Below are 25,622 nucleotides of genomic sequence, written 5' to 3' on the forward strand. Positions count from 1 at the left end.
TCTTTTCGTAGTGTCTCTATTATAACGAAAAAAACGTCAGTGACCAATAAAGGTCACTGACAAATTTTAGTTGGCAAGTGTTTCTTTATAAGTTGCCAATTCTTCCAGCAATATAATCAGCTGTTTTTCAGTATCATTTGGCAAACGATCATACCCGTTATTAATGGTCTTTCTTCTTTGAATGAAGGATAACCGTGTTTCAAAACGTTCGATCAGCTTTTGGATATATTCAGCATCTTCAAACGGAGGAATATGTCCGTCGATTGGCAAATAGGATAATCCTTTCAATGGACCGAATGTTTCGAATTTCGCAGTATCTTCGACAATTTTTTCAATGGAAGAAAGGGTATGCTGCGGCGTAACATCATTTCCTTCAAAGACTCCTGTATTCAGCAGGTAACAATCAGTCTGCTGTTTTTGGAACAATTCCAAGAAGTCTTGATAGTCCTCAGCCAATGGATAGCTCCGGAACGGGTTGGCAAAGGGTTCAATCACTAGCTGATCTGCTTTGGCATTGACAATGTTTTCAGCTGATGAACGTTTAGTAGCTAAAGTAACTCCGAAAACGGCCGCTAAACAAGGATCATTTACTTTAATCACAGGCGGTAAGCTGTCATCTTTCATAATCCAGAAGATACCATCAATCTTTTCGTCCAGATGATCTACCCGGTTCTCAGTCGCAAAACGGCTCTTAATACTACGGCCGTTACCGTTACGAATGTCTTCGGTCACCAATACTTTGTCGCCATTTTCGTTTAAAGTAACCCCGACGTTTTGGGCAGTAACTACGTAGCTAAGCTCTTCGCTATTGCTAGTATAATCTTGAGTTTTATCAAAATAGGAAGGTTCAAGAGCAGTGGTTGAGCCCTTTTCTTTAGAGATAACAAAAGCATCGTCATGGACTACTTTTATATCGTATTTGCCTTGGTGCTTAGCCAAGGTGATAGTTGATTTACCGGAACCTGATAAGCCAAAGGCAGCCATTGTATAATTTCGATTACCTGTGCAATATTGCTTCATGCCACCATGGCAGGCGATAAAGCCGTTCCGGTGAGCAGTTGCCCATGCGAGGGTCAAAGTCGCTTTTTTTAGCTCGCCAAAATAGCGTAAGCCCAAAACTGCTGTACAATTATGACGAGAATCTACTACAACTAAGCCATTTGGGAAATCAGGGTGTTTCCAATCAGGATCGGCTAATAAATAGATATCTCCTTCAGGAATAGGCGTTGAATTATCATAGAAGCCTAGTGAATCCTGTGTAATTTGGAAGTTTAATAAATACGTATATAAATTAGCGGCATATTCCTTAGGCAGCATCAAGTGTGCCTGCATAGAAAATTCTTGATCCAGCCCTACATAGACATTTCCTTTATAGCACTCCTTTGCACCAATCTGAAAGACTGCTTCACGCAAAATTTTGTCATAATAAGCTTGGTCTATATCAGAATGGCCGATGATTCGACGAGCCGCTGCGGTTCTACCGACAATTTCGCCATCGTTAGAAACGAGTACTTTTGCATCAGAGGGTAATTCCAGCTCCTCTGTATACTTGACAGGCAAATCGGTTACGATGACATCAGGGGCATTTTTGGCTAGCTGATAAGCCTCAGATAAGGAAGTAACAGTGGTGACATTGTTGCCGTAAAAAGCGGTTTCAATAATCGTTCTGGTGCTTGAAAAGATCGGATTTCCAATGGTGATATCGGTCTGTTTAAAATGCTGAATGCTACTCATGTGGCGTCCTCCTCTACAAAATCTATAATATTATAATAGCATTAAAAACATTCCTGCACAAACGATAAAAAAACAAAGTTACTCGAAGTCATTCAATAAAATAGAATAAGCTAGTCAAGACTTTGAGAAACGATTATAATAAAATGCAGGAGGGAAGCAAATGAAGAATTTCTGGGTAACAGTGAAGGATAGGTTAACTGCTGGGTGGCAGTTGTTTCTTCAGGCTGTATCTGAAAACGAGAAGAAATCATTGACGATAGCAGCAAGCTTGGTCATTTTTTCAATTGTTTTTTCGGTGAGTGTGGGTTATGCCCAAAAAAGTATACGCAAGGACGAATTAAATACCTTGGTAAACCAACAGATTCAATCAAAGCATATCACTCCTTTTGCGTATGAAGAAGGTGATGCAGCCATCAAAGAGAGCCAAGCAATATCGGTGATGTTTGCTCAGCCACATGGGGATTCGTTAGAGAATGTATTAACGATTTTAGACAATCCCAAGCAAGAAGAAGAGCTAAACCGGACTTTTTACTATTATCCATTGGTTTATAACAGTAGTAAAATTGCAGAGGTTTATAACATAGATCCAACTAAAGTCACCTTTATTTTTTTTCAAAAGGGTCAAGAAAAAAATCGCTTTGTAGTGGAGGATTTGAAGGATTTAAATAAGGAATTTGTTCCCGAGTTAAACCGTTTGCCGATGTGGCGTTTAAAAGATCAAAATGAGAATAACTAAAATAATTTCATCTTTTTTTAATAAATAGCATTGACAGCTCTCTGATTTTTCGATAGACTATTGTCAATATCAAAGAAGGAGTGACATTCATGATGAATACAAACTTATCCGTTCAATTGAATAGCTGGCAAAACTGGCGTAGATAAGTTGTGTTTATGAATTCACTTCATAGATACAACGTTTAGACTATCTCTAAATTGTGTATCTATGCGCTGGTACTTTTTGTGTCGTTTCCCGCATAGAGCAATCTATGCGGTTTTTGTCTGTTTAGGCAACTGCCGCCATTTGTGGAGGTAGTTGCCTTTTTCGTATTTAAAAATAGACATTTACTTAAAAAATTGGGGGAATTATTTATGAAAAACAAAGGGATTATCGGATCAATCATTGCATTAGCCGTGGTACTAATCGGAGTATTTGCTTACCAAATGGGTTCAAGACAAAACAATACAGAAGCTGGCCAGAAGGAAGAAATGAAGACAGTCGGCATTCTGCAATTTATCAGTCATCCTTCGTTGGATCAAATATCCGATGGTGTAATAGAAGGATTAAAGCAAGAGGGTTATGAAGATGGTAAAAATATCAACATTGAGTTTTTAAACGGTCAAGGTGATCAAAGTAAGCTAAACACAATGACTCAGCAATTATTAAATAAAAATTCAGATGTGTTAGTGGGCGTTGCAACACCAGCTGCAAAAGCTTTGGCGAATGGGACTTCTGACATTCCAGTAATCATGGGTGCCATTAGTGATCCAATTGGTTCTGGTTTAGTAGACAGCTTGGAAAAACCTGGCGGGAATGTTACTGGTGTAAATAACTTGGCACCAGTTGGTCAGCAATTCGAATTAATCAAAGCCTTGTTCCCAGAAGCAAAGAAAATTGCTTTATTATACTCTTCTTCTGAAGAAAACTCACAATCACAAATTGATAAGGCAGAAGAAATGGCCAAAAAAGAAGGCTACGAAGCGACTCGTTATGCGGTATCTTCAAGTAATGAAATCGCACAATTAGCCCAATCTGCGGCTGCAGAGAATGATTTTATCTACGTACCACAAGATAATATTATCGCAAATGCATTTCAAACAGTTATCAATGAATCTGATAAAACGAAAACACCCGTTTTTGTATCTGTAGACAATATGGTAAATGAAGGAGGAATTGCTACCATCGGGCAAAATCAGTTCGACTTAGGCGTTGAAACAGGTAAAATGGCAGCTGATGTTTTAAATGGCAATACAGATGCTGGTAATACACCAGTTAACGTAATCGACTATGGTGAGATGATTATTAACGAGAAGAAAGCTGCCGAATTAGGTATTACCATTCCAGAGGATATTAAAAAAGAAGCGAAATTAGTTGAAGGAGAATAGAAAATGGTCATTTCAGCAATTGGACAAGGTTTTTTATGGGGGATTTTAGGTTTAGGTATTTTCATGACCTATCGCATTCTAAATTTCCCTGATATGACAACTGAAGGTTCTTTTCCTTTAGGAGGAGCCGTATGTGTAACAGCAATCACGCAGGGAATTCATCCTTTGCTAGCAACACTTTTAGGTATTTTGGCCGGCATGTGTGCAGGTTTTGTTACCGGTATGCTTTATACTAAAGGAAAAATTCCAGTGATTTTGGCAGGAATCCTAGTTATGTCAGGTTTAAACTCAGTGATGCTGTTTATCATGCAGACACCAAACTTGTCATTGCTGGGCAAACCAAAGATTCAAGACTTTTTCACTCGTTTAAACTTGCCTGATCACTATGATATTGTCATTTTAGGATTGATAGCAGTCAGTTTAATTATTGCTTTGCTGCTGTTCTTCTTTTTCACTGACTTTGGCCAAGCGTACATTGCGACTGGTGATAATGAAAACATGGCACGTTCAATTGGGATTAATACAGATCGCATGAAAGTTATTGGTCTGACCTTATCTAATGGTGTGATAGCTTTATCAGGAGCTTTAATTGCTCAAAATGATGGCTATGCTGATATCGGCAAAGGGATCGGTGTAATTGTAATCGGCTTAGCTTCAATTATTATTGGGGAAGTATTGTATGGCGAATTGTCCTTTGGTGAACGGTTAATCGCAGTTGTTTTAGGAAGTGTCATTTATCAATTATTAATCCTGCTAATTATTAAACTAGGACTGGATACAACTTATTTGAAAATCTTCTCATCGATCATTTTGGCAATCTGCCTAATGATTCCACGCTTGAAAGAAGCGCTAAACTTAAAAACAGGATTAGAAAAGGAGTAAGCAGATGGAGGCATTACAAATTAAACAAGCAACCAAAACCATTCGCAATGGTATCAACGACAAACGCCAAATTCTGCGCTCCGTTGATTTAACCATTCAACCAGGAGAATTTGTGACCGTTTTAGGCGGAAATGGTGCTGGAAAAAGTACTTTGTTCAACAGTATTTCGGGAACGATGATGCTGGATAGCGGAACTGTTTCGGTTATGGGCAACGATTTAACCAAGCTGCCAGAAGAAAAAAGAGCCAATTACATTTCTCGCGTGTTTCAAGATCCTAAAATGGGAACGGCTCCTCGTTTAACGGTAGCTGAAAATTTAGGCTTAGCGGAAAAGCGCGGCCAAAAACGTGCGCTGCGGCCTCGGGGCTTATCACAAAAACGAGAGGCCTATCATCAATTGTGCAGCCAAGTTGGCAACGGCTTAGAAAATCATTTAGATACACCAACAGGATTTTTATCTGGCGGTCAACGCCAGGCGTTAAGTTTGCTAATGGCAACCTTAACCAAACCAGATTTGCTATTATTAGATGAACACACTGCAGCTTTAGATCCTAAAACAGCAAAACAATTAATGAAGGTAACTGATCAGAAAATCAAAGAAGAACAACTCACTTGTTTAATGGTTACTCACAAAATGGAGGATGCCCTAAACTATGGTGACCGAGTAATTGTGATGCAAAAGGGTCGAATCGTCAAAGACTTAAAGGGTGAGGAAAAAGCTAAGCTTTCCTTGACTGATTTGTTCTTATTTTTTGAGGAAGAGGAAGCGGCAGAGGAAAATAGCTAAGGTCTGATGAACTAAAAGTTCAAAAAAAGCATTGACAAGTAAATTAAAGAAATTTATACTTAGTGCAATCAGAAATCAGTTTGGAGCGATGATCATGCAAACAACTAGACATCCACAACTGAATAATTCTTACTTTAGCTATTTTAGATAGGTTTGTATTCATGAATTCATGGATGCAAACAATGCACGTTTGTATCTATGATGGCTGAAGAACTTTAAATTGACTTTAAAGCCATGTAGATGATTCATCTATAATGGCTTTTTTCTTTTAGTAGACCCATTGTAGATGTATTGCCTACAAGCGGGTCTTTTTTGTCGATTGAAATTCAGGTTTAGAAAGAGGAATGAAGGATGCGTTATTTAACAGCAGGAGAATCACACGGGCCACAATTAACAGCAATTATTGAAGGAGTACCAGCAGGAATAGCGGTATCTTTGGATGAAATTAATCAGGAGTTGGCTAGACGACAAGGCGGCTATGGCCGCGGTGGCAGAATGAAAATCGAAAAGGACCAGGTTCAGATTACCTCTGGCATTCGCCATGGGAAAACTTTGGGCTCTCCCATTACCATGATCGTCGAAAACCGTGACTGGAAAAACTGGCAAACCGTCATGTCAGTAGAAGAAGTTGCAGAAAAGGATACTCAATTACGCAAAGTAACTAAACCTCGTCCGGGACACGCTGATTTAGTAGGTGGAATGAAATACCAGCATCGAGATTTACGAAACATCTTAGAACGCTCTTCTGCTAGAGAAACAACGATGCGGGTTGCAGTTGGCGGCTTAGCCAAGCAGATTTTAAAAGCGTTAGGCATTGAAATCGCCAGCCACGTTGTAAATTTAGGTGGTATTGAAGCCAAAGTCCCTGAAGAAATCAGTGTTAAGGAAATTCAGCAGGCTGCTGCGGCTTCTGAGGTAAACATGGTAGATCCTTCGATTGAAGAAGCAGTAAAAACCAAAATTGATGAAACGAAAAAAGCTGGCAATACTATCGGTGGCGTAGTAGAAGTCCGTTTAGAAAATGTTCCCGCTGGTTTAGGCAGCTACGTTCAATGGGATCGCAAGCTTGATGGTAAAATTGCTCAAGCAATTGTTAGTATCAATGCCTTTAAAGGTGTTGAGTTTGGCGTAGGCTTCCAAGCAGCAAATTTACCTGGCTCTGAAGTAATGGACGAAATTACTTGGCAAGAGGGGCAAGGCTACCAACGCAAATCAAATCATTTAGGCGGATTCGAAGGCGGCATGACCAATGGTGAACAGATTATTGTCAGGGGAGTTATGAAGCCTATCCCTACATTATACAAACCACTAATGAGTGTTGATATTGATACAAAAGAACCTTATAAAGCAAGTGTGGAACGTTCTGACAGTACAGCAGTACCAGCAGCAGCTATTGTAGCAGAAAATGTAGTAGCCACGGTTATTGCTACTGAAATTCTGGAGCAGTTTCATTCAGATAATATCGCAGATCTAGTTCAAAATGTAGATGAGATGCGCAAACAGCATTTAGCATTTTAGGAAGGTTGTCTCAAATGGAGAAGAAAGTTTTTGTCGTAGGTTTAGGTCTAATTGGTGCTTCCTTATGCCGAGCTATTAAGCAGCCTGACATTAAACTGTACGGTTGGGATTTTCAAGAAGAAAGCTGTCAGATTGCAAAAACAACAGGTATTGTAGATGAGGTAGCTAAGGGATTATCCTCAGCGGTAGAGATGGACATTATCATCTTGGCGGTACCAGTCAGCGTTTCAATGGACTATTTGCAAAGCTTAGCAGAGCTTCCATTAAAAAAAGATGCGATTGTTACCGATGTAGGCAGTACAAAATCGGCTGTCGTTCAATTAGCCAAAACACTCCCCTTTACTTTTGTAGGGGGACACCCGATGTCAGGGTCACATAAATCGGGGGTTAAGGCAGCAAATCCTAATCTCTTTGAAGAAGCTTATTACATTTTGACGCCAACTGGGGAGCAACAAACGGCTGTAGAAGAATTGATTGAGCTTTTAACGCCAACAAGAGCTAAATTTGTAGTTTTAGATCCTGAAAGCCATGATGAGATGGTAGGGGTGTTAAGTCACCTGCCTCACATTGTTGCTTCAGGATTAATGCAAATGAGTGATCAGCTGGCGACCACCTATCCGAGGGCAAACCAACTAGCAGCAGGCGGATTCCGTGATATTACCCGGATCGCCTCTTCCGATCCTAAAATGTGGACGGATATATTGTTGACGAATCGTAAAATATTGCTGAAGCTAATGGATGATTGGCAGCAAGAAATGGACGAAATTAAGCAGCAATTGCAAAGGAATGACAGGCAGGCAATTTATCAATTCTTTGCTCAGGCGAAGGAAACCCGCGATCATCTTCCGCAAAAGGATCGAGGTGCGATTCCAGCCTTTTACGATTTATTAGTAGATATTCCAGATATTGCTGGAGCAGTTGCTCAAGTAACAACCGTTTTGAGCCAGCATAAAATTTCAATTATCAACTTGAAAATTCAAGAAACACGAGAAGATATTTTTGGAGTTTTAGAACTATCTTTTAAAAATAAAGCAGATTTATTAGCAGGCAAAGCGTTTGTGGAAGCAGAAAAATTTAGTTGTCGGATAAGGAGTTAATACCATGCGTTTAATGTCAAAGTCAAAAGGTCTAACAGGTGAATTAATTGTTCCAGCAGATAAGTCGATTTCCCATCGTAGCGTGATGTTTGGAGCAATCAGTCATGGAAATACAACGATCCATAATTTTTTAAAGGCTGAGGATTGTTTGAGTACTGTCGCTGTTTTTAAAAAGTTAGGCGTTTTAATAGAAGAAAAAGATGGTGTGTTAACCGTCCACGGGAAGGGATTTGAAGGCTTAAAACAGCCAACTGAAGTACTCGATGCAGGAAATTCAGGAACTACGATGCGTCTCGTGCTGGGGATTTTAGCTGGTCAGCCCTTTAACTCAACGATCCAAGGGGACAGCTCTTTAAACAAACGTCCAATGGAACGAGTAATGGGACCACTTCGTCAAATGGGGGCCGTACTAGCTGGCAACCAAGAAACAGAGTATCCGCCTATTACAGTAGAAGGCGGCACGTTGCGAGCGATTGACTATCAAATGCCAATTGCCAGTGCACAGGTCAAGTCCGCGATTTTGTTTGCAGCACTACAGGCTGAAGGTGAAACAACTGTAATTGAAAAAGAATGTTCACGCAACCACACAGAACAAATGATTCGTCAGTTTGGCGGCAATATCACGGTTAACGACAAAGAAATTCGACTTCCTGGTAAGCAGCAATTAACGGGACAAGAGGTTCATGTACCTGGGGACATTTCATCGGCAGCTTTTTTCTTAGTTGCCGCATTGTTAGCAGCAAATAGTTCATTATGCTTGAAAAAAGTTGGCGTTAATCCTACTCGTACAGGAATATTGGATGTTCTGGCACAAATGGGGGCCAAGATTACTCGTACAAATGAGGATCAAAAAAACCAAGCAGCTGATTTACTGGTGGAGACTAGTTCATTAAACGCTTGTGAGATCAGTGGAGAAATTATTCCTCGTTTAATTGATGAATTGCCAATTCTTGCCTTAGCAGCAACTCAAGCAGAAGGTACGACAATTATTAAGGATGCTCAGGAATTAAAAGTCAAAGAAACTAACCGCATCGATGCAACAGCAGATGAATTAAATAAAATGGGGGCCAACATTGAACCGACGGAGGACGGCATGATTATTCACGGTCCGACTCCTTTACACGGAGCAGCGGTTGACAGCCATGGTGATCATCGCATCGGAATGATGCTGCAAATTGCTGCATTATTAACTGAGGAAGACGTTGAGTTAACTAATCCAGAAGCAATTAATATTTCTTATCCAGACTTTTTCAAGGATTTAGATCAATTAATAAAGGAGCGAGTGTAATAATGGAATCAATTGTGTTGATTGGGTTTATGGGAGCAGGCAAAACAACAATAAGTAGAGAACTGGCAGAAACACTAAATTATCAGCGAGTAGATATGGACGATGTGCTGGTAGATCGTATTGGTCCGATTAATGTGTATTTTGAAGAGCATGGGGAGCCGTCATTTCGTGAGCACGAGACCAATTTATTAAAGGAAGCTGTTCAGCAATCTTCAGTAATTGCAACAGGAGGCGGCGTCATTTTACAAAAAGAAAACCAAAAAATCTTGTCAGACAAAATGGTCGTCTACTTGAAAACTGATCCAGATGTTTTAGTTGAGCGTATTCGCAATGACCGAGAAAATATTCGACCAAATGCTGCCAACAAAAACGATGGTGAAATTAAGCATCTATTCTTTTCTCGAGAAAAGTTGTATGAAAAGCTGGCGAAGGTGACAGTTGATACTTCTCATCGTACCCCACAGGAGATTGTTGCTGAGATTATGGAAAAGGTCGGTCTGTAATGGATATTGGTTATTTGGGCCCAAAAGGTTCGTTTACTCATTCAGCTGCCTGCAGCTACTTTTCCAGCGGGAATTTGATTAGCTATGCTTCTTTAGTCCAGTTGATCGATGCTCGCATGAACAAACAGATTGATTATGCTATGGTGCCAGTAGAAAATACGATTGAGGGCTCGGTTTTGCCGACGATTGATGGCATTTATCAAACCCTGCCAACAATTCAAGGGGAACTAGTGCTGCCAATTGCCCAACAGCTGATGGTGCATAAAAATCACCAAGATCACTGGCAGAAGGCTACTTTAATCTGTAGCCATCCCCAGGCCTTGGCACAATCACAGGTTTTCATACGTGATCATATGCCTCATGCGGAGATTGAACAAATGGCTTCGACCACTTTAGGGGCTAAAAAGGTTGCTGATCAACCTGAAGAAATTTATGCAGCAATTGGTCCCAAAATGGCTGCTAAAGAGTACGATTTAGTTATTGTGGAAGAAAATATTCAATCCGTCGCCAACAATGAAACACGTTTTTGGCTGTTAGGAGATGAGCCCATTGCTGCTGACTTGATTTTTGTTCAGCAAAAGGCTACTTTAATTGTCGATTTACCGATGGACCGTCCCGGAGCGTTGTATCATTTGTTGGAAATTTTTGCTAAAGCGAAAATAAATTTAACAAAGATTGAATCACGACCACAAAAAACACGTTTAGGTGACTACTTCTTCATCATTGATTTAGAGGTGCCAGAAGATGTGAGCATACTAGAAAGTGCTTTGAAACAATTGGACGGACAGTCCTTCCCCTTTAATTTAATAGGAAACTATCCAACCTATCGAAAACCTTAGCACTACGTTAAGGTTTTCTTATTTTTGTGAGTATAATAAGACAAGAAAGCATTCATTTGCTATTTTTATACTATCATCATCGAATGAAGAGGTGGACGAATGAGTCGAGTGGATCGTTACAAAAAAATCCATGAAGAAAGTAAGAAATCTGAACGTAATGCTTCACTGGTTCGTCGTGAGCGTAAAAAGTCTGAAAGTGAAAAAAAACCTACGCCACCGATAGAGCCAAGTGTTACCCAAACTACCTATGAAGAACCGAAGGAAACCAATTATTCAGAAGCAAAAACGAAACCTAAACGAAAGCTTCCTACATTAAAAATACCACGCTTTAAACGAAAATCAAAAAGGCCGGATGTTTACCCGACTGGCAAGAAGCCAAAGAAAAAACGTAGTGTAAAACGGATTATTCTTAGTATCATTGCTATATTATTGCTTTATTCTGTGGTAAGCTTCGCAGTTGGAAATGTAATGGCACGATTTGATTCCTCAATTCCTAAAGTAGAAACACAGGAGTTTAATGGAGTAGAATCAGCAGATGGGACTAAGAATATCTTACTTTTAGGCAGTGACACGCGAGACAACGTGACTGGTCGGGCTGATTCCATGATGATTTTGCAGGTGGACGGTAAAGGCAAGACGAAGCTGGTTTCCTTCATGCGAGATATGTATGTGAACATTCCGGGAGTCGGCGAGAATAAGCTGAACGCTGCTTATGCATACGGAGGTGCTGATTTAGTACGTCAAACCTTGAAAGAGAATTTTGGTGTGGATTGCCGTTATTATGCGATGGTTGATTTCCAATCCTTTGAAAAGGGGATTGACGCGATGTTCCCACGAGGCGTACCAATTGAAGCGGAGAAGGATATGAGTTCTTATATCGATGAACCAATTTCTAAAGGCTTCCAACGGATGAACGGTCACACGTTGTTAAATTATGCGCGCTTTCGAATGGATGAAGAAGGTGACTTTGGTCGTGTGAGACGGCAGCAGCAAGTCATTCAAACCGTTTTTGGTCAGCTGAAGAATCCGTTAGTTTTATTGCGGGGACCTTATGCAGCTGGAAAGATTTTCGGTTACCTGTCTACAGATATGGGAAATGGCTTCTTATTAGCTAATTCATTTAATTTTGCTAAGACAGCGATGGGGATTGAACGATTAACCTTGCCAGTGGAAGGTTCTTGGTCTTACGGAGACACCTACAATGCGGGGAGTGTTTTGTATGTCGACTTTGCTCAAAATGCCCAAGCAGTTCAATCATTTTTAGCAAAATAACAGATTTTAGATTCCATTGACCTCTAGAGTATGCTATATTTTATTTATTGCAAATTTTCAAGTGAAACGAGGAAATCATCATGAAATTAGCGATCGTGACAGATAGCTCTGCCTATCTAAATGAACGCATTAAAGATCATAAGGATTTATTTATCATTCCTATTCCTGTTGTAATTGATGGCCAGCCTTTTGAAGAAGGGGTAAACATTCAAGAAGATGAATTTTATCGTTTATTAAATCAAAGCCAAGAATTCCCAACAACCTCACAACCGGTTTTAGGTGAAGTAATTTCCTTATACCAAGATATTCAAGCTAAGGGTTATGACACAATTTTAAGTATTCATCTTTCAGAAGGTATTTCGGGTTTTGTCCGAACCTTGCATACGATCAAAGACGAACTGAAGGGCTTAACCATCGTTCCTTACGACTCAACCATTACCAGTGTTCCAATGGGATATATGGTAGAAAAAGCGTTGGAACTGAAGGATCAGGGAAATAATTTGGACGAAATCATTGCTGGAGTAGACCGCATCAGGGATACCACCAATGCCTACATTATTGTAGATGATTTAAACAATTTAGTCCGTGGTGGGCGTTTAACTAATGGTGCAGCAATTATTGGTGGTTTATTAAAGATCAAACCGGTTTTAACCTTTACAGATGGCAAGATTGTATTATACGAAAAAATTCGTTCGCTAAAGAAAGCCTTGCAGCGAACTGAGGAAATTATTGGCCAGCATCGGCAGGATTCTGCTGAAGAATTACGTTTGTATGTTATTCATGCCAATAATTTAGAATTGGCTCAAGTAGAGTACGATAAATTAAAGCAGCAATATCCTGATGCAGTTATCGAAATTGGCAGCTTTGGTCCAGTAATTGGTACCCATTTAGGTGATAAGGCTGTTGCTCTAGGCGTTGCCGGTATGTAATCAGAGACCATTGAGAATTTTTTGTTCTCAACGGTCTTTTTTGTTTGTAAAATTATAGGTAGTTCGCTATGCTTTAGTTGTTTAGTAATTTACTAATTTAGTAAAGGAGTAAAAAAGATGAAAATTCCAACAAATTTGAAACACAAGCCAGTCTTCTTAGTAGAGGATTATGATAAAATTGATGGTTACAATGCCTGGGAAAGCGATGCAAAGGGGTTAACCTTAGGCTTGGCTCAATGGAATGATCGTGGTAAGGTCGATATTTCGGGCAAGGTGTGGCGTCATACTGGCGAGAAATGGTCTCGCCAATCAGAAGAGCTGCCAATTACCCGGATTTTAGATATGGCGATTTTGGTTGCACAATCAAGTCTGTACTTGCAGGACGCTTATCGCTACGAAAAATTCTATAATCCAGAAGATCCTACTGTTGATATCATCGGTCTGCAAGGCGGCCGCATGACGGTAAAGGTCGACACTGAAAATCCTAAAATCGATGAGGATATTATCCTATTTAATGATACGATGAATAAAAATGGTGATTTAATGGCGGAACGCTACCGAACCTTGAAGCGTCTGCTGACCGAATTAGGTTATTAAAGAAAGGTGTGACATTATATGACGGAAACAACTCCTTATGCAGTTACGAAAGGCCGTCATTTCTCCAAGGTAGAACAGCAGATGATTTGGCGTAAGCCGGCTAGTCACCAGACTAGTGAAGAAGAGCTGCGTATTGCTTCTGAGATTAAATTAAACTGGGAAGATCCCGAAATGAAGGTAATGAATGTTCTATTAGAAGGCGATGCTGGCTCAGGGAAAACGCAGCTAGCTCGTGCATTGTCGGCAGATCTCCAGTTACCCTATACTAAAGTCACTTGCTTTGCTGATATGGATAAAACAGATGTTTTTGGGGCTTTACTTCCAGTTGTGACTGCAGACGATGAAACAGATAATGAATTGCTGGAGGCTATCTATCAGGCTGATTGTTTAGAAGGTGTATTGGAGTTGATTGTTCGCCATTACTCCATTAGCCAAGAAAAAGCACGTGAAAAGTTTGCTGAATTAATTCAACGGGTCACTGATGAGGCGGATAATCGTCCAATCCAATACAAGTTTTATCCTTCTGAAATTGTTCGAGCTATTGAAAAAGGCTATTTATTGGAAATCCAAGAGCCGACCGTTATTCGTGATGCGTCGGTTTTAGTCGCTTTAAACTCTGCGCTGGAAAACAATGGAATTTTGAACATTCCTACAGGGATTATTCGACGTCACCCTGATTGTGTGGTTATTATTACCACCAATCGAAACTACCAAGGAAATCGTCCTTTAAACGAATCTTTGCGAGACCGAGTGCAGCATGCTGAAAAAATGGATCTTCCTTCTATAGAAGTTATGATGGAGCGTGCGCAGGCAAAGACCGGTTTTGACGATAGTCGCTATCTAGAAATCATGGCTAAGATTATTCGCTTATTAGATGAAACTGCCAAAGCCAATGCCATTAAAGGTGTTGCTGGTATGCGATCTTACTTCTTTTGGGTGAATAGCTTAAAGCAAGGGCAAAATCCCTTGGAAAGTATTTTTCCAAAGGTCTTGTACAAACTAACTACTGATGAAAATGAGCTTTCAATATTGTCCAACGCTCTTGATGACAGCGGACTATTAGTTGAGCTGCAGCAGATTAAAAGTAAAGCGATTATTTATGAAAACAAAGGTCGGGTAATCAGTGCTGATGAAGCTGATGAACGAAATATTACTCAAGATGCTGAGCATGCGACACTAATAGGAGAGCCTACAGAAGAACCTGCTAATGAAACTGAGTCAGAACAAGCAATGGATTCAATAAAAGAAGAGCCGGCAACGGATCCTGCTATGATAGAAGAAGCTCCGGATACCAAACACAATGCTTCCGATGGAGAGAGCGAAAAAGCAGTATTGTCAGAAGAGGATAAGCTCGGATCTAATCTATCCTTAGACGAAATGGCTGAATGGGATAAGCAGCAGCGAAAAGAATTAAATCGAGAAACTCGAGCTGTTTTAAAGGAGACCATTCACGCCAAGGAAGGTACCATAGTTCATCGGCCTAAACTTACCACTAAAGCTATTGATCAAGGCAAGGAGTTAACTAAAATTGTCCTGCCAGAGGTTGAAAGCTTAAGCAGGGTGATTAATGATCTTTTAGATAAAGAAGAAAGTGCCGATTATTCTAGCGGCAAATATTACGGAAGCCGCTTCAATCCATCACGAGTCGCTTATGGTGATCTTCGCAATTTTGATAAGAAAAATCCACCTACAGAACAGCCTTCACTGGCTTTAGCGGTACGGGTAGATGAATCAGGGTCAATGGTTCGAGAAGATCGTATAGAAAAGGCCAAACAAGCAGCCCTTGCCTTAGGTTTATTTGCTGAGAAAATAAATATTCCTTTCACCTTGTATGGGGATTCTGCTGATGTCAGTCAACGGGAAAAAACATCATTGTTCTCATATAAGGAATTTAATGATCCGTATGATTTTCTAGCTGCCAAGATAGCCACGATGAAGCCACGACAAAACAATCGTGATGGTGTTCCGCTGCGATTGTTAGCTGAGAAGTTGAGTAATGAGACGGCAGATACAAAACTTTTATTGAATATTAGCGACGGACAACCCAAAGCATTACCAGATTACACAGCGAAAAAAGCCCAAGAAGATATTCAGCAGGTTCTTGCTGATTACGAAAGAAAAGGAATTATTTTTATCGCATGTGCAATTGGTGAAGATAAACTAGCTATTAAATCAATTTACGGTGAAGACCGCTTTGTAGATATTAGTGATTTATCCACTATGCCGCAACAACTCTTGCAATTAATTAGTCGATTTGTTTAACTATTTTTCTGCAAACAGATTATTTGTAATCTTTTTCTTTCTTCGTTAGGCTGTAACTAAGCTACAAGAAAGGAAGATACCCCATGACAAAGAAAATTGCAGTAATTGTTACTGATCTAGTGGAAGATGTCGAGTTAACTTCCCCGAAAGAAGCTTTAGAAAAAGACGGGAATGAAGTCGTGCTGATTGAAAAGGAAGCAGGCAAAGAAATCACTGGAAAACAAGGTAATACATTTACGATTGATACCAGTATTGATGATGTAAAGCCTGAAGACTTTGACGCTTTGCTAATCCCAGGTGGTTTTTCACCGGATCAATTGCGAGCGGATCAACGCTTCGTAGATTTTGTTGCACACTTCTTGGAAAATGATCGTCCATTGTTTGCTATTTGCCATGCGCCACAGTTGTTTATTCAAACGGGTCTAACAGAAGGCCGCACAATGACAGCGTATGATACTGTTCGACCTGATATTGCTTATGCAGGTGCAAATGTAAAAGATGAAGAAGTAGTGGTAGACAATAAGCTGGTAACTAGTCGTAATCCAGATGATATTCCAGCCTTTAACGAGAAAATTATTGAAATTCTTCATGCGTAATGATCTAGAGGTTGTGATGTTTGACGTCACAGCTTCTTTTTTACATTGAGCGAATAAGATAATTGACTTCTGAAAATAGATTTTCTCTGCAATAATAAAAAGGTTATTAACCAAAATCATTAAAAAAACGCCTCTCAAAAATTTTCGAGAGACGTTTTTTCTAGTAGCTTGCTCTAGGACCACCAATATATTTTGCTCGACTTCTTAAGGCTGTTACGTGGGCTCCGCCTAGTTCTTTGATAGAAGGTCGGACGGGGACTTGAACGTGTTTAACGTGCATACCAATAGAGGTATCACCAATATCAACACCTGCTTGAGCAACAATGTGTTCCACCTCGACTGGGTCTGTGAATTGCTCAAAAGCAGCAACAGAACAAGAACCCCCGGCATGTAACACAGGCTTCACATTAACAATCTCCCAATCTTTTTTCTCAGCAAGTTCCCGTTCAACGACTAAGGCCCGATTAATATGCTCACAGCCTTGAACTGCCAAATAAATACCCTTGGGGTCCAGAATTTCTTTCAAGGTTTCGATAACCCATTCGCCGACCTCTTTACTCGAGCTCTTACCGATCATACCGCCGACAATTTCGCTAGTAGTACAACCTAATACAAATACATTTCCTGATTTTAACTCGGCTTCGTTTAAAACATCTTGAACAATGGTCGTTAGCGTTTCTTTTAATTCTGCTTTTTCCATATCTGAAAACTTCCTTCTATTTAAATTGTAATCGATGAACGATGCGGTGCAATGCTTGGTAAAGTGGAAGCGTAACAGCAATACCGAAAAGATTTTGAACCAAATTAGTTGGCAATGAAGCAAAACCTGCTGGCCAACTGTAAAGCAATGCGGTAGCAAATGCGTACCCAACAATCATAAATAAACTAGCCAGTGAAAAGCCCAAAATCATTCCACCACGAGAGGAAACCTTTTGATAGATTGCTCCTAAAATAAATCCTTGCAGGCCATGAATGACTATTGAAAAAAAGGCCCATTCAGGATAACCAGAAATTAAATCAATCAAGCCGCCACTTAAAGCTCCCACAGCTAATCCGCCAGCAGGACCAAACAATAAGGCTGAGGTATATATACCTGCTTCACAGAGAGTTACAAAGCCCTTTGTTGCTGGAACCGGAATAATAAACATGATTGAGAGTGTGACTGTTAAGGCTACCATCATTGCTAATGTAGTTAATGTTTTTACTTTCATTTCTTATCCTCCTTAAACCAAACATTTCCATCGCCATTTTTCAGCACAACCCCATGTTGAATGGCCTGATAAACAAATTTTTTACTCCGGTGAATAGCTTCAACTGGCGATTGTCCTAGCACTAAGTTGGAAGCAATTGCCGAAGCGAAACTACAGCCTGCGCCATTAATCGTTTTCGCGGTCAGCTTTGGTTTACTGAATTGTTTAAACTGATGGCCATCATAATAAAGATCCAGCGCTGTTTTTCCAGCTAAACGTTGTCCACCCTTAATTACCACTGTAGTATTGCCCTGCTGCTGAATAATTTTTGCAGCCTGTTGCATTGAGGTCTCGTCAGTAATAACCAGATCGCTTAATAATTCGGCTTCTTTCAAATTGGGCGTGACAATAGTAGCTAATGGAAATAATTCCTGCATCAACAAATCCCGATAACGTTTCTGATAAACCTCGGTTGTTTCTTTGAAAGCCAATACCGGATCCAGAACGATTGGTACATTTTGCTTCTGTAAAAATTGTTTGATTACTGGAATTGAATCTGGGTGATGGATTAGTCCAATTTTAATGCCGTCCAAATCCACTCCTGATTGAATAGTTTGCAGCTGCTGATCCAAAAGTTCTGGTGAAAGATCTTGGATAATAAATTCTTCGTTTTCAACAATAGCTATACATGTAATGGCTGTTAGACCAAATAATCGATACTGTTCAAAGGTTTTTAAGTCTGCTTGCAGACCACCGCCGCCCAATGTATCTGATCCTGCTATGGTTAAGATAGTTTTTGTCATAACAACCTCCTTATGTTTTCTTATTATAAACATTGTTATAAAAAACAAAACAGCCAATTGGTTGTTTTGTTACTCATCCAATTTAAGAAGTGTAATCATTTGTGAGAATTAGCGGAATCGGTTAGGATTGAGAAAAAGAAGGAGGAATCGCAAATGAAAGTATTTGTTGCCGGAGCAACTGGCAGAGTTGCGCAACAGTTAATTGATCGCTTAGTAGAAAAGGGTCACTTTGTTTATGCTGGAGCAAGAAGAGAAAATGAAATTCCTGAAAGTGATCAAGTAAAACCAGTTCATTTAGATTTACATGAAGATGTAGCTGATTTGGCAAAAACTTTAGGTGATGCAGAAGCTGTTTATTTTGTGGCAGGCTCACGAGGTAAGGATTTGCTGCAAACAGATTTATATGGCTCAGTAAAATTAATGCAAGCAGCCGAACAAGAAGGAATTGGACGATACATTCAATTAAGTTCATTGTTTGCTTTAGTTCCAGAAAACTGGAGCGACAGTATTTTGGAATACAATATAGCTAAATATTTTTCTGATTCTTGGTTAATCAATAATACTGATTTAGATTATACAATTATTCAACCTGGTTCCTTAAAAGAAGAAAAAGGTAGTGGAAAAATTACTACGACCATTGAAAAACGCAGTGAAAACTCCATCGAGAATGTCGCAACTGTTCTATCGGAAGTTTTGGAACGTCCAAATACTTATCAAAAAGTTATTCTGATGGGTGATGGTGATACGCCAATTGACGAAGCACTTGCGGCTATCTAAAAAAATGCAGCACACAGATTGAGTGTGCTGCATTTTTCTAATCATAATATTGAATTTCTGCTTGTTGTTGATCAAAGTCTATGAGTAATTGAAATCCTTTCTCCTGCTCATCTTGATCCCAAATCTCGACGAAACGAGGGAGAATTTCAATTAGAATTTCGGTGTCCTTGTGAGGGTAGGCGTTGTAGCTTTTCTCCCAATATTTTTGGTATAACTGATGGAAAACTTGTCCAGGTTCTTCAGCTACTAAACCATGATTTACAGCTTTCCCTTCAATTTGTACTCCCCAATAACAAATCGCTACATTAGGATTTTCGATCAATTGTTTTGTTTTTCGAAAATTTTTATCTGTTTTGAAGAGTAGACGACCTTCATGAATAATCACACTAACATTCCTTACAGTAACATGATCATTCAAACTAGTAGCTAAGGCCATAATTTTTTTCTTGCCAAGCTTCTTATAAAATTGTTCTAAAGCTGTTTGAAATTCCATCAGCTAAACTCCCGTCTTAAGAAAATTGCTCGCAAGCGATCCATTGATAGATAGACGATACTGGAGCATACCCCAAATTTTATTAAATTAAAGGGAACGATACCGATAATTACTAATTTCCCAACACTATCTACAAACGGGTTTACCGCTTGAGTCATTGCGATAATGGCGTCCATTGATAAACCGTAAAGTGTTGCGTAAAAAGGAATAATGAAGTAGATATTTGATAGACAAGCTACTACGATCGCAGAAATTGTTCCTGCCAGCATCCCCAAAAATGCTTGCTGCTTAGTGTTAGACCGTTGATAAAAGAACCATGATGGTAAAATGAAACTGGCGCTTAAAAGAAAATTCTGAATTTCCCCTGTGAACATAGAAGAGGTTCCTACTGTAGCTAACTTGATTAATAGTTTAATCAAGACAATCATTAAGCCAGAGACCGGCCCTAACAGAAACGTTCCAATCAGCTCTGGAACACCTGCCAGATCAAAGTCCATAAATGGCGGCATGAAGGGCAATGGGAATTTGAACATCATGAGTAAATAAGCAATAGCACCTAAAATAGCAGTTAATACGAGTTTTCTTGCAGTGAATTTCATCTTGTCACACCTTTCTTAAACATAAAAAAGAACCTTACAACAAATTCGCAAGGCACAGCAAAGTAGAAAAAAGGTGCTCAAATAGACCAAGGAAAGGTCACTAAACACGCCTATTTTTCTTCTTCCATCCAGACTGTACTGTCGGTCTCAGAATTGCACTGAGTCAACCTAAAAAGGCTCGCGGACTATCACCGCCGGTCGGGAATTTAACCCTGCCCTGAAGAACTATTGTGTCTATTTTCACATATCAAATCTGAAATTGCAAGCGTTTTTTAATTTTTTTCTTAGCAATCTATCGACTTTTTCTCATTAAAGACTAAAAAAAGTAGGCAGAGATATGATAAACTAGACGAAGTAACATTGAAGCAGAAAACTATTTTATCTATGAAATGTGGTGAATACCATCATAAAGAAATCAAAAGCAATCAACTATTACATAAAACAAAAAGGACTAACCAAGGATCAGGCAGAATATCGTTGGCAGAAAACACATCGCCAGTACGAGGAGCTTGAGGCCTTGTTTTTATCCATTTACGCCGATACAACTGTCACTTTTGAAGAAAAACCAGAAAAGCTTAAGGCGTTAACGATTTATCAATGGATTAGTTTTGCCTTAATTTTTGTTGTGCCTTTTGTACTCGTAGCAACTTCTAAAGGGGAACGTACCGAATTATTTTACGTGGTGGTCTTCATCTTGCTGGTATCCAATTTATGGATAGCTGCTGCGATTAATCAGAAAAAAACTGAAGAGCTGCAAAACCAAAAGGCAGAGGCCCTGATGCGAAACAATCAAGAAGTCATTGATAAATTACGTAGAATTCAACATTTGGAAAGAGCCATGTATTACCAAAAACCGGAATTGCTATTGGCTTTGCATAAATTGAAACCTGAAGAGGTGAAACAAGATGAAGAAGAAGCTTACAGAGATGAGTCTGGAGGAACTTTGGCAGCTGTTTCCCATCGAATTGAGCAGCTCAAAAGCCGAGTGGCAAACTTATTATCAAGAAATCGAAAGTAAGCTGAAGGATTGGATTCCAGAAGAAAACCTTCTAAGGATTTCTCACATTGGCAGCACAGCGATAAAAGAGATAAAAGCCAAGAACATTGTAGATGTTTTGGTAGAGCTGGCACCTAATACTAATCTTCAATCCGTAGCAAGTAGGTTAGAGCAACAAGATTGTCTTATCATGTCAACAACGGAAAAACGAATTTCTTTAAATCTCGGCTATACACCACAAGGATTCGCTGAAAAGGTTTATCATATCCATCTACGTTATGTTGGAGACAATGATGAATTATATTTTCGTGATTATTTAAACCAATTCCCAGATACAGCTCACGAATATGAACAATTAAAAGAAGCTCTAGCTGTTGCGTATCGGAATGATCGAAATCGATATACTGATGAGAAAGGAGCTTTTATCAAGCAGGTTACTACAAAAGCCAAAAAGCTTTATGGAGTAAAATATAATAATCAAACATAAATAGCGGTCGACTGCTTAAACAGAAAGATCATTAGGTAGTATCAAAAGAATTAGAAACTGGCTGCAAAGTAGAAAATCCTTTTGATACTTTTGCTAAGACTAAAAATCGGATTATGGCTGACTGATGAGATAGATCAGCTTTTTCTTTAGACTCGTCTAACAAGAGGAGTCTTTTTGTTGTATGGTTATTGTTAGGAGAATGAGAAATAGGGTGTTAGAATTAAAAAAGAAGGAGGAAGAACGATGCAAGAGGATTGGTTAATGCGTCAATTGCAAATTGTACCTAAACAATTGCCGACGATAAAACAAACCAATAATGACCCGTTAATTGAAGTGGAAGATTCGCTAACTGGTGAGAAGCGGTCGGTTTCCTTAACGCAATATATGCATGAAAATGTTTTATTAAGAAATATTTGCGAAGCTGAGGATGTATTTTTTGCCCATCTTCATCTTTTAACAAGTCATCAAATTACATCCATTTCTTCCTGGTTTTATCGAAAGCTGGCAAACATCTCTGAAACTGAACTCCTTCAAGCGAATTTCTCGGTAGAGGAAATTCGTCAAGGACAAGATGAAATCCAACGACTTTTGAGTCAGCGAGATAACTGATAAATTTAATAAGTGTGGTGGAAGTATGTCAGATTTAGCAACAGATATCATGCAATGGCTGGAACATTCTGCAGCCCAAAAAAGAAACAGCAAACAGTTAGCTTATTATGATCAACTTTGGCAAGACTTAATCCTTGAGATTCAGCGAATCGAAGGGTGCGAAGCTCCAATGGACTATGAAGCGGATTTTGCTCGAATGGCTCAGTATTCAGGACCTCTTTATCGAGTTCATCACCAATTTGAACCTGAGCATCCTTTTGGTATAGTAGAGTCAGCTTCCTTTGTTTCTTGGACTAAGCAAAAAAAGTTCGCTGAGTATTCTTGGCTTGAAAAAGGGAAAGAAATATTGTTTATTGAAGGGAAGGCCGAATTTCCTGAAATAGGGATTGACTTAGCAGGAATAAAAAATTGGGCCAATAAGTATGAACACCCTTTAGCCTTTAACAAATGTGAAGCAGAACAAGAGGTTGTGTTCCCATTAAAGCTAGAACACATTGTTCATATGGAGATTAGATTGATAGCCTAAGACAAATTGTCTAGGCTGTTTTTTTTAGTAAAAAAGTTAAATGTCTAAGGGAAGAGGGAAGCCTCTGTTTAAACTAATCTTTTAGATTACGTAACTAGGTAATGAAACCAGAATCATTCAGTAATAAGGGTGGATACTGAATTGACTAAAAGACATTTAATCGTTCAATAGTAACCTAAAGTGATTTCTTTCACAATCATAATGAAAATTTTAGTTTATCCGGCTAATTGATAGTAAAATTTCCTGCATTAGTGATTTACTCAAAGTTATGATTGCTTTTAAGTTTCAATGCAGTTTGTTTTACGTTCTGTTTAACAACTAATCATGGCTGATAAAAAAGTTATAAGAAATTCGAATTGAAGTCGATAAAACAAATAGGCAAAAGATTCTCGATAAAAGTAGTTTTTTTGGACAAAGTTACAGTAAAAAGACTGATGATATAAAACTATGAAATTGAATAGAAATCATGAATAATGAGTTTTTGATGATTCGTCCATAGATATCTAAACACCAAAATCTCTTATATAACTTTGTTTAATGTATATTATGTAAACTAAAATAAAAATTTGTACAAACTTACGTATCCTTAGCAAAATCCCTGTATCATCAGCATTCGCATCGTTATATTCTCTAAAGCTACCAAATTATGATGATTTTCAAAAAATCTAAAGAGCTTTTAAGTAAAATAAGCTCTTTAGATTCTTCTCTTAGTCTAACTTCAACTGCTGATCATTAATCTTAACAGCTTCCAAAGTATCTACATTAATCAAACCAAATTGCCATTCATAGGAATCGTCTTTTTCCTGATATTCTACAGTTAGTTTCTTGGTTGTACCATCCTTTAACACAATTTCAATTGGTGCACCGTTTAATGATCCCGTATGTTCAAAACTAATGGAAATTGGTGATAATCGAATATTTTTTAATTGAATTTTTTGTTCGTTAACAGTTACAGTCTGATTTGGTAAATTCTTTGCCGGCAGTTCTTTTGGTTCCTGCAGCTGAATTGGCCAGTTTCCTTTTTGATACGTATCTGATACAAATCCTTCAACATATAAATCATAGTCAGCCAATTCTTTTTCACTTATTTCGAATATACGTTCGTAATAATCAGAACGTCCAGTTTCATTGCTATGAGTTCCTGCATCAACGCTATAGGAAGCGATTTCTTTTAGGGTATTTCCTGTATTTCGATTTTTTAAGTTAATAAAGGTTGCTGAACCGACTGTATTGATTTCTTTTATTTGTAAATGCAGCAACCCATCTTTGACACCTATCGCAGTTATTTCTGCATATTTTCCTAGTTTTAAAGGATCTTTTGAAGGTGTTAGATAAGTTTTTGATAGTTTTTCAAAGTCTAAGGATAAACGTTCTAATTCTTTTGGGTCTGCACCTCCACCATAACCTTCAGTGGCAGAACGATTCTCCCATTTATTAGACAGAGGAATTTCCTGCCAGGGAACAGAATAAGTTTCTTGAAAATCTTTTCTATGGCTAGTAAAACTTTCTAATACATAACCGGGCTTTATTTTCTTCTCCCATTCAACTGCTTGAGTAATAAGTGTAGCGGTTTTAGTTGTGTTATCGTAGTCAACAACACGGCTGTTTCCTCCGTTGAGCATTCTCCAGCTTTCAATTTGAGTATCTTCAGCTAGTCGATCGCCAGTCAAATCGGTCAGCTGTGCAACAAAATAAGTCGTATTTCCGTCTTTAAAAGAACCAACTGCTTTCAAACGGATTCCTTGATCCTCCACTTCTTGATCCAATCGGTCTGAGTTAGCCAGCAGCACCTCAATTTCAGACCCGAAATGTTTTTGGTAAATCAGGCGCAATTCATCACGGAATGTAAAGGCCGTCAACAATAGGATACTAGCAGCTGCCACAGCAATTATCGCCATTTTTCTATAAGAAAGTTTTTTTGTTGGTTTTGCTAGTTTTTTAGTATGAAATTGTTTTTTGATAGTTTCGGTATTTTTTTCTGTTAATGGTAGTTCTGAATACTCTAAAAATAGATCCAGCTGTTCATCAGTTAAGTATTCGAAAGGATGTTTTTTCTTATTCACAACTATTCACCTCGTTAATGAAATCTTGATATTCCAGAAATTCATGCAGTTTTTTCTTTCCTCGATACAAGCGATTGTCTACTTCTTTGCTGGATAAACCTAACTGCTTTTGAATCTCGCTAGGCTTCATTTCATAAAAAAAGCGCATAATTAAAATTCTACGGGTCGGTTCTTCCAGCTTCATCACTGCATCATACAAATCCTGCCACGCAATATCTTCGTCCTTTTGTGCTGTTTCTGATAAATAGAGTTCGTTAACTTCACCAATATCTTCGTGCTGATGCCGGCTTTTTCCTTTCAATTTGTTGAGGGCTAAACTCTTTGTCATAATAACTAGATAACTTTTTAAACTGCCTTTTTTAGGTTTGTATTTTTCTGGCTGCTGCCAAAGACGTAAAAATACATCACTAATCACTTCTTCTATATCCATTTGCTGATTGGAATTTTTAACAGTTAATATGGTTGCTGCCACCGCCCATAACAATTTGCTGTATTGATCAATAAGCTGATCAAAAAACTGTTCATCGCCAGCAAGTAATTTAGTTTTCACTTCCTCATCTGTCATAGCTACCCTCCCTTTCACTAACAATACAACCGAAATATGTGAAATTCCTCAGACAGCATGAAAAAAACGCTCACTAAACAAAAATGTTTTAGGAACGTTTTTTTGA

The 25,622-nt window shown here is 38.8% G+C and carries 27 protein-coding genes and 1 riboswitch; of the genes, 19 read left to right on the top strand and 8 right to left on the bottom strand.

Annotated elements, in window-relative coordinates; genetic code table 11:
• Positions 1–66 precede the first annotated feature (66 nt).
• Entirely contained in the window at positions 67–1,734 is a 1,668-nt protein-coding gene (locus I588_RS20230) for a phosphoenolpyruvate carboxykinase (ATP) (RefSeq protein WP_010759029.1), read from the bottom strand.
• 160 nt (positions 1,735–1,894) lie between these two features.
• Between I588_RS20230 and I588_RS20235 the strand changes: the two genes are divergently transcribed.
• The 14 genes from I588_RS20235 to I588_RS20300 all read left to right on the top strand — a co-directional run bounded on the left by I588_RS20235 (position 1,895) and on the right by I588_RS20300 (position 16,407).
• Positions 1,895–2,470 (top strand): hypothetical protein, encoded by a 576-nt coding sequence (locus I588_RS20235; RefSeq protein WP_010759028.1) that lies wholly within the window; start codon positions 1,895–1,897, stop codon positions 2,468–2,470.
• Positions 2,471–2,823: 353 nt separating this feature from the next.
• A complete protein-coding gene (gene trpX / locus I588_RS20240; protein WP_010759027.1) occupies positions 2,824–3,837 on the top strand; it encodes a tryptophan ABC transporter substrate-binding protein in 1,014 nt (337 codons plus the stop codon).
• Between the two features lie 3 nt (positions 3,838–3,840).
• Positions 3,841–4,719: an ABC transporter permease gene (locus I588_RS20245; RefSeq protein WP_010759026.1), complete on the top strand. Its 879-nt coding sequence runs from the start codon at positions 3,841–3,843 to the stop codon at positions 4,717–4,719.
• Positions 4,720–4,723: 4 nt separating this feature from the next.
• Positions 4,724–5,506, top strand: coding sequence for an ABC transporter ATP-binding protein (locus tag I588_RS20250; RefSeq protein ID WP_010759025.1), 783 nt, complete (start codon positions 4,724–4,726; stop codon positions 5,504–5,506).
• Between the two features lie 351 nt (positions 5,507–5,857).
• Positions 5,858–7,024, top strand: a complete 1,167-nt coding sequence (gene aroC / locus I588_RS20255; protein WP_010759024.1) for a chorismate synthase — start codon at positions 5,858–5,860, stop codon at positions 7,022–7,024.
• 14 nt (positions 7,025–7,038) lie between these two features.
• Positions 7,039–8,121 (top strand): prephenate dehydrogenase, encoded by a 1,083-nt coding sequence (locus tag I588_RS20260; RefSeq protein ID WP_010759023.1) that lies wholly within the window; start codon positions 7,039–7,041, stop codon positions 8,119–8,121.
• Positions 8,122–8,125: 4 nt separating this feature from the next.
• Entirely contained in the window at positions 8,126–9,409 is a 1,284-nt protein-coding gene (gene aroA, locus I588_RS20265; RefSeq protein ID WP_010759022.1) for a 3-phosphoshikimate 1-carboxyvinyltransferase, read from the top strand.
• A 2-nt stretch (positions 9,410–9,411) separates the two neighbouring features.
• Entirely contained in the window at positions 9,412–9,912 is a 501-nt protein-coding gene (locus I588_RS20270; RefSeq protein ID WP_010759021.1) for a shikimate kinase, read from the top strand.
• Positions 9,912–10,751 (top strand): prephenate dehydratase, encoded by an 840-nt coding sequence (gene pheA / locus I588_RS20275; protein WP_010759020.1) that lies wholly within the window; start codon positions 9,912–9,914, stop codon positions 10,749–10,751. The genes I588_RS20270 and pheA overlap by 1 nt, the downstream gene beginning before the upstream one ends.
• Positions 10,752–10,850: 99 nt before the next feature.
• Positions 10,851–12,023, top strand: a complete 1,173-nt coding sequence (locus I588_RS20280; protein ID WP_010759019.1) for an LCP family protein — start codon at positions 10,851–10,853, stop codon at positions 12,021–12,023.
• A gap of 80 nt (positions 12,024–12,103) precedes the next feature.
• Positions 12,104–12,952 (top strand): DegV family protein, encoded by an 849-nt coding sequence (locus I588_RS20285; protein ID WP_010759018.1) that lies wholly within the window; start codon positions 12,104–12,106, stop codon positions 12,950–12,952.
• Positions 12,953–13,069: 117 nt separating this feature from the next.
• Entirely contained in the window at positions 13,070–13,549 is a 480-nt protein-coding gene (locus I588_RS20290) for a DUF6530 family protein (RefSeq protein ID WP_010759017.1), read from the top strand.
• Between the two features lie 18 nt (positions 13,550–13,567).
• Positions 13,568–15,811 (top strand): AAA family ATPase, encoded by a 2,244-nt coding sequence (locus I588_RS20295; protein ID WP_010759016.1) that lies wholly within the window; start codon positions 13,568–13,570, stop codon positions 15,809–15,811.
• Positions 15,812–15,894: 83 nt separating this feature from the next.
• Complete coding sequence (locus I588_RS20300; RefSeq protein WP_010759015.1) at positions 15,895–16,407, top strand: type 1 glutamine amidotransferase domain-containing protein; 513 nt, start codon at positions 15,895–15,897, stop codon at positions 16,405–16,407.
• A gap of 160 nt (positions 16,408–16,567) precedes the next feature.
• Here I588_RS20300 and I588_RS20305 read toward each other — a convergent pair whose 3' ends face one another.
• Genes I588_RS20305 through I588_RS20315 form a run of 3 tightly spaced genes read right to left on the bottom strand, consistent with a single transcriptional unit; the run spans position 16,568 to position 18,400 of the window.
• Entirely contained in the window at positions 16,568–17,107 is a 540-nt protein-coding gene (locus tag I588_RS20305) for a TIGR01440 family protein (RefSeq protein WP_010759014.1), read from the bottom strand.
• A 16-nt stretch (positions 17,108–17,123) separates the two neighbouring features.
• The gene (locus tag I588_RS20310) at positions 17,124–17,618 is read right to left on the bottom strand and encodes an ECF transporter S component (protein WP_010759013.1); all 495 of its coding nucleotides are present in this window, start codon (positions 17,616–17,618) and stop codon (positions 17,124–17,126) included.
• Positions 17,615–18,400: a bifunctional hydroxymethylpyrimidine kinase/phosphomethylpyrimidine kinase gene (locus tag I588_RS20315; protein ID WP_010759012.1), complete on the bottom strand. Its 786-nt coding sequence runs from the start codon at positions 18,398–18,400 to the stop codon at positions 17,615–17,617. Before I588_RS20315 ends, I588_RS20310 begins: the two co-directional genes overlap by 4 nt.
• Before the next feature lie 153 nt (positions 18,401–18,553).
• On the opposite strand from I588_RS20315, the gene I588_RS20320 reads away from it, so the two are divergent.
• Positions 18,554–19,177, top strand: coding sequence for an NAD(P)H-binding protein (locus I588_RS20320; protein WP_010759011.1), 624 nt, complete (start codon positions 18,554–18,556; stop codon positions 19,175–19,177).
• Positions 19,178–19,214: 37 nt separating this feature from the next.
• Here I588_RS20320 and I588_RS20325 read toward each other — a convergent pair whose 3' ends face one another.
• Both I588_RS20325 and I588_RS20330 read right to left on the bottom strand, forming a co-directional pair.
• Entirely contained in the window at positions 19,215–19,670 is a 456-nt protein-coding gene (locus I588_RS20325; protein ID WP_010759010.1) for a pyridoxamine 5'-phosphate oxidase family protein, read from the bottom strand.
• The gene (locus I588_RS20330; RefSeq protein WP_010759009.1) at positions 19,670–20,269 is read right to left on the bottom strand and encodes an ECF transporter S component; all 600 of its coding nucleotides are present in this window, start codon (positions 20,267–20,269) and stop codon (positions 19,670–19,672) included. The genes I588_RS20325 and I588_RS20330 overlap by 1 nt, the downstream gene beginning before the upstream one ends.
• Positions 20,270–20,381: 112 nt before the next feature.
• Positions 20,382–20,498: riboswitch (FMN riboswitch) on the bottom strand.
• A 165-nt stretch (positions 20,499–20,663) separates the two neighbouring features.
• Here I588_RS20330 and I588_RS20335 point away from each other — a divergent pair.
• The 4 genes from I588_RS20335 (at position 20,664) to I588_RS20350 (ending at position 22,888) form a co-directional block, all read left to right on the top strand.
• Positions 20,664–21,287 carry an EMC3/TMCO1 family protein gene (locus I588_RS20335; protein ID WP_139244016.1) on the top strand — a complete coding sequence of 208 codons (624 nt, stop codon included), beginning with the start codon at positions 20,664–20,666 and terminating at the stop codon, positions 21,285–21,287.
• Positions 21,175–21,753, top strand: a complete 579-nt coding sequence (locus I588_RS20340) for a GrpB family protein (protein ID WP_010759008.1) — start codon at positions 21,175–21,177, stop codon at positions 21,751–21,753. Before I588_RS20335 ends, I588_RS20340 begins: the two co-directional genes overlap by 113 nt.
• A 243-nt stretch (positions 21,754–21,996) precedes the next feature.
• On the top strand, positions 21,997–22,362 hold the full coding sequence (locus I588_RS20345; RefSeq protein WP_010759007.1) for a DUF6483 family protein: 366 nt from the start codon (positions 21,997–21,999) through the stop codon (positions 22,360–22,362).
• Positions 22,363–22,387: 25 nt separating this feature from the next.
• A complete protein-coding gene (locus I588_RS20350; RefSeq protein WP_010759006.1) occupies positions 22,388–22,888 on the top strand; it encodes a hypothetical protein in 501 nt (166 codons plus the stop codon).
• Between the two features lie 707 nt (positions 22,889–23,595).
• Here the strand turns inward: I588_RS20350 and I588_RS20355 are convergent.
• Together I588_RS20355 and I588_RS20360 are read right to left on the bottom strand one after the other, a co-directional pair.
• The gene (locus I588_RS20355; RefSeq protein WP_010759005.1) at positions 23,596–24,951 is read right to left on the bottom strand and encodes a hypothetical protein; all 1,356 of its coding nucleotides are present in this window, start codon (positions 24,949–24,951) and stop codon (positions 23,596–23,598) included.
• Positions 24,944–25,516 (bottom strand): RNA polymerase sigma factor, encoded by a 573-nt coding sequence (locus I588_RS20360; RefSeq protein WP_010759004.1) that lies wholly within the window; start codon positions 25,514–25,516, stop codon positions 24,944–24,946. The genes I588_RS20355 and I588_RS20360 overlap by 8 nt, the downstream gene beginning before the upstream one ends.
• Between the last annotated feature and the right edge of the window lie 106 nt (positions 25,517–25,622).

The sequence above is a fragment of the Enterococcus pallens ATCC BAA-351 genome (assembly GCF_000407485.1).
GTDB lineage: Bacteria > Bacillota > Bacilli > Lactobacillales > Enterococcaceae > Enterococcus_A > Enterococcus_A pallens.